Origin of the sequence: Thiocystis violacea (assembly GCF_016583565.1) — a bacterium.
Classification (GTDB): domain Bacteria; phylum Pseudomonadota; class Gammaproteobacteria; order Chromatiales; family Chromatiaceae; genus Thiorhodococcus; species Thiorhodococcus violaceus_A.
In genome coordinates this window covers 7,501-10,790 of record NZ_NRRF01000132.1, presented here as the reverse complement: position 1 = coordinate 10,790, position 3,290 = coordinate 7,501, and the positions used below count along the sequence as shown (strand labels likewise).

Annotated in this window: 5 protein-coding genes (1 of these 5 running past the window's edge); all 5 read left to right on the top strand. The window is 58.6% G+C overall.

Annotated features, from left to right (window positions below; genetic code table 11):
• Positions 1-862 precede the first annotated feature (862 nt).
• Positions 863-1,006 carry a light-harvesting antenna LH1, beta subunit gene (gene pufB / locus CKO23_RS23635; RefSeq protein ID WP_007042216.1) on the top strand — a complete coding sequence of 48 codons (144 nt, stop codon included), beginning with the start codon at positions 863-865 and terminating at the stop codon, positions 1,004-1,006.
• Positions 1,007-1,021: 15 nt separating this feature from the next.
• Entirely contained in the window at positions 1,022-1,237 is a 216-nt protein-coding gene (gene pufA, locus CKO23_RS23630) for a light-harvesting antenna LH1, alpha subunit (RefSeq protein ID WP_200335825.1), read from the top strand.
• Between the two features lie 93 nt (positions 1,238-1,330).
• Positions 1,331-1,471 (top strand): light-harvesting antenna LH1, beta subunit, encoded by a 141-nt coding sequence (pufB, locus tag CKO23_RS23625; protein WP_012971756.1) that lies wholly within the window; start codon positions 1,331-1,333, stop codon positions 1,469-1,471.
• Between the two features lie 36 nt (positions 1,472-1,507).
• Complete coding sequence (gene pufA / locus CKO23_RS23620; RefSeq protein ID WP_200335823.1) at positions 1,508-1,666, top strand: light-harvesting antenna LH1, alpha subunit; 159 nt, start codon at positions 1,508-1,510, stop codon at positions 1,664-1,666.
• A gap of 500 nt (positions 1,667-2,166) precedes the next feature.
• Positions 2,167-3,290, top strand: partial view of a BCD family MFS transporter gene (locus CKO23_RS23615; protein WP_200335822.1) — the 5' portion only. 307 nt of this gene lie beyond the right edge of the window; the window shows 1,124 of its 1,431 coding nt (coding positions 1-1,124); the start codon lies at positions 2,167-2,169; its stop codon lies off the right edge, out of view.

Below are 3,290 nucleotides of genomic sequence, written 5' to 3'. Positions count from 1 at the left end.
AAGCGTTAATACCTCGGAATTTTTATCAAGCTTGCGCGGCTCGTTCCAGTATTTTTCTAATGTCCATTGGCATCCGAAAGCCGGGGACGCGTGAAGCGGCCGAAAACAGCTAATTTCGACAGGCTAGTGCTGTTCTCTGCCTGCTTCAGCTGTTCCCCTGCCGCGCGAACGCTTCGCGTGCTCGACGCTTCTGGTGCCGAGGGGCGATCGGGTGCCATCGGTCTCTGGTCTCCTTCAGGCGTTAGGCGGGCCAAACTGCTCCGATCTGTCCTCTTGGCCATTGCCGTCGTCGGGTTCCGAGCATGGCGAGCGAGCTGCGCGTCCTATGTCGACTGAGTGGCCGCTCGCGATACCGCTCTGCGGTGTCGCCCCCCTCTTGGCGCTCTGTGTCGCAGGGCTTGCGCAAGCTACCCGTCTGGGTGCTGAGCGCCGTGGGCGCGCGTGGCACCAGGGAGCGGGTGCTGCGAGCGGTGTGCTGCTTCACGGTATCCAGCGGGCGGCCGATGCTTTTCTGGCTGCTGATACATGTTTTGTCTGCGTCACGGGTTCCGATGGCATGGGCGGACACTCGCGATTCCCCTGGTTCAGAAACCGAAACCTGGTTCAGAAACCGAAACCTGGTTCAGAAACCGAAACACTGTCCTGTCTCATGTTGAGGCTGATAACCGAATCGAACATCTGTCTAAGGGGCTTGACATATACTCATGTCAAGCTAAGATGACACACAGGATCCAGACGGGGTCCTGGAGTACTCAAACCAGATCGGGAACGCGCAAGCAGCTCATGCGGTGGCGGGTTGGCCCGCTCAAAGTTCTCATTACGGTTGCCTGAAGATTGATGTCAGTATTTACGGAGGCCAACAATGGCTGATATGAAGAGTCTCTCGGGTCTGACCGAGCAGCAAGCAAAAGAATTCCACGAGCAGTTCAAAGTGACCTACACCGCGTTTGTGGGTCTGGCCGCTCTGGCTCATCTGTTCGTCATCGCGGCGAATCCTTGGTGGTAACGGGAGATATTTGACATGGCAATTGAGTTCATGGGCTACAAGCCAATCGAAAACGACTATAAATTCTGGCTGGTCGTCAATCCTGCTACCTGGCTGATTCCGACCTTCATCGCTCTTATCGTGCTGGCTCTGGCGGTCCACGTTTTTGCGTTCGGGCTTGACGGTCAGGGTTGGAGCGCTCCGGCTCCCGCCGCTGTTGAGGCTGCGCCGGCTGAGGCTGCTGCTAGCTGAATTCGTGTCGTCGTGGCAGATGCTGCTGCGGTGAAATCATTGCCAACTGTATAGACAGAGGCAATCTCATTTACCCCTTTGGGAGATTTATCGATGGCCGAGCAATCCTTGTCGGGTCTGACCGAGCAACAAGCAAAAGAATTCCACGAGCAGTTCAAAGTGACCTACACCGCATTCGTCGGTCTGGCCGCTCTGGCTCACCTGTTCGTCATTGCCGCCAATCCTTGGTGGTAATCTAGTTTTAGCTCTCGACTTAAAGAGGTCAATACAATGAGCGACGTCGCAAAGCCAAGAAACCCCGAAGAAGATTGGAAGATCTGGCTGGTTGTCAATCCTGCTACTTGGCTGATGCCCATCTTCTACGCCCTGCTGGTCCTGGCCATCGCTGTGCATTGGGTCGTTTTTGCTGTCGGTCTCGGCTGGCAGTGAGTTTGCGCAGGTCGGAGCCGCTCACTTTCGTGTGACAGCGGGTCCGAAAGACGCACATCGCCGTGCGTCGATACGGTGGATGGGGTGCAGAGCAACTCTGCCTGCTCCATCCACCGTATGACATCCAGAGTTCCTCCCCTCATTCTCCTTGTGTCTTTTTCCGGTGCTCCGAGTGCCATTGCACCAGCGTGCCGTCTTGATGCGCCGTGCACTGCTGCGAGCGCACCGCCGTGCCTGTGCTGCCGTGATCTCGGTTGTCCTGATGGTCTCGAATGTCGTGATGGTCTCGAACGATTTTCGACCGCGCCCGGGCGCACCAGGCCTCCTCCCTTTCAATGTGGCATGGGGGGGCGTACCATCGCCGGATTTCGACGCCGGGGGGCGCCGCGCCTCGCGCGCCGTCCTCGTCAGCGGCATCTGTATGAGGAGCGGCTTGTTGTGCTTCCAGCACCGCCCGTTTGGGCCTGCTGCCCCAATCCCTACCCGGAGAGAAGATCGGCATGAGTGAGCCCATAGATCCACGGTTGTTGGCGTGGCGTGAGCTGGTCAAGAAGCTGTTGCCCTTTGCGGATGTGGCGACACCTGACCTCCCCCTGAAACGTCTGCTGCGCTTGTCGCTGTTTCAGGTGTCCGTTGCCATCGCAATGGTTTTACTGACAGGGACGCTGAACCGCGTCATGGTCGTCGAGCTTGGCGTGCCGACCTGGCTCGTCGCCGCCATGGTGGCGCTTCCGCTCGTCTTTGCGCCCTTCCGGGCGTTGATCGGTCATCGCTCGGACTACCACCATTCAGCCTTCGGTCTGCGCCGTGTACCCTATATCTGGTTCGGCAGCATGCTGCAGTTTGGTGGCTTTGCCATCATGCCTTTCGCCCTCCTTCTGCTCGCTGATACGGAGAACAGTCTCAATCTCCTCGGGAAGGTAGGGGCCGCGCTTGCTTTTCTGATGGTTGGTGCCGGTCTCCATACCACGCAGACGGCTGGTCTTGCCCTAGCGACAGATCTGGCGCCTGCAGACAAGCGCCCTCGCGTCGTCGCACTCCTGTATGTCACCTTGTTGCTTGGGATGTTGTTTAGTGCCCTGCTGTTCGGTCAGTTACTGACGAATTTCTCTCAGCAGCTTTTGATTCAACTGATCCAGGGTGCCGCGGTCGCGACGATTGTGTTGAATCTCGTAGCGCTGTGGAAGCAGGAAGCCATTGATCCCGTGCGGGCGGCGGCTGCGGTCGAGCGTCCGCCCTTTCTGGAAACCTGGAGGGACTTTGCGCAAGGCGGTCAGGCGGGCAAGTTGCTCGTTGCTGTCGGTCTTGGCACGGCAGGGTTCACGATGCAGGACATCCTCCTGGAGCCTTACGGCGGGCAGGTTCTGGGTATGACAGTGTCGCAGACCACGGCCCTGACGGCTTTGCTGGCCGGTGGTACCTTGGTGGCATTCGTCTTAGCTGGGTACTTCTTGGCGCGTGGTGGTAATGCCTATCGCCTCAGCGCCGTCGGCGCCGTAGTCGGCATCTTGGCCTTCGCCGCCGTCATCTACGCCGCGACCTTGGGCTCTACATCGATCTTCCGGGCGGGTACGGGGCTGATTGGATTTGGCTCGGGGCTGCTGGCAGTTGGCACCTTGACGGC